The organism is Streptococcus mitis, assembly GCF_001074635.1.
In the GTDB taxonomy this organism is placed as follows: Bacteria; Bacillota; Bacilli; order Lactobacillales; family Streptococcaceae; genus Streptococcus; species Streptococcus mitis_E.
Genome location: NZ_JUQO01000044.1, coordinates 1 through 226, shown reverse-complemented (window position 1 = coordinate 226; position 226 = coordinate 1). Strand labels below are relative to the sequence as shown.

The window sequence follows — 226 nt, the reverse complement described above, 5'->3', positions numbered from 1 at the left end:
TAGCAATCCAGAAATCACTTGTCAATTTATTCGCGATATGTTGGACTTGCCAGCCAAAAATGTAACCATTTTGGAGGGAAGTAACATTCACGTCTTGCCTTCCGTACCTTACTCGGCACAGGATTTTTACACTAGTATAGATGTCTTGGCGGAGTTGGATAATGGCACTCAGGTAATTATTGAGATTCAGGTGCATCATCAGAATTTTTTCATCAATCGCCTGTGG

1 protein-coding gene is annotated in these 226 nt (G+C 41.2%); it reads left to right on the top strand.

Annotated elements, in window-relative coordinates; genetic code table 11:
* A partial coding sequence (locus ADI58_RS01770; RefSeq protein WP_049521227.1) for a PD-(D/E)XK nuclease family transposase occupies nt 1–226 on the top strand: 226 nt, incomplete at both ends.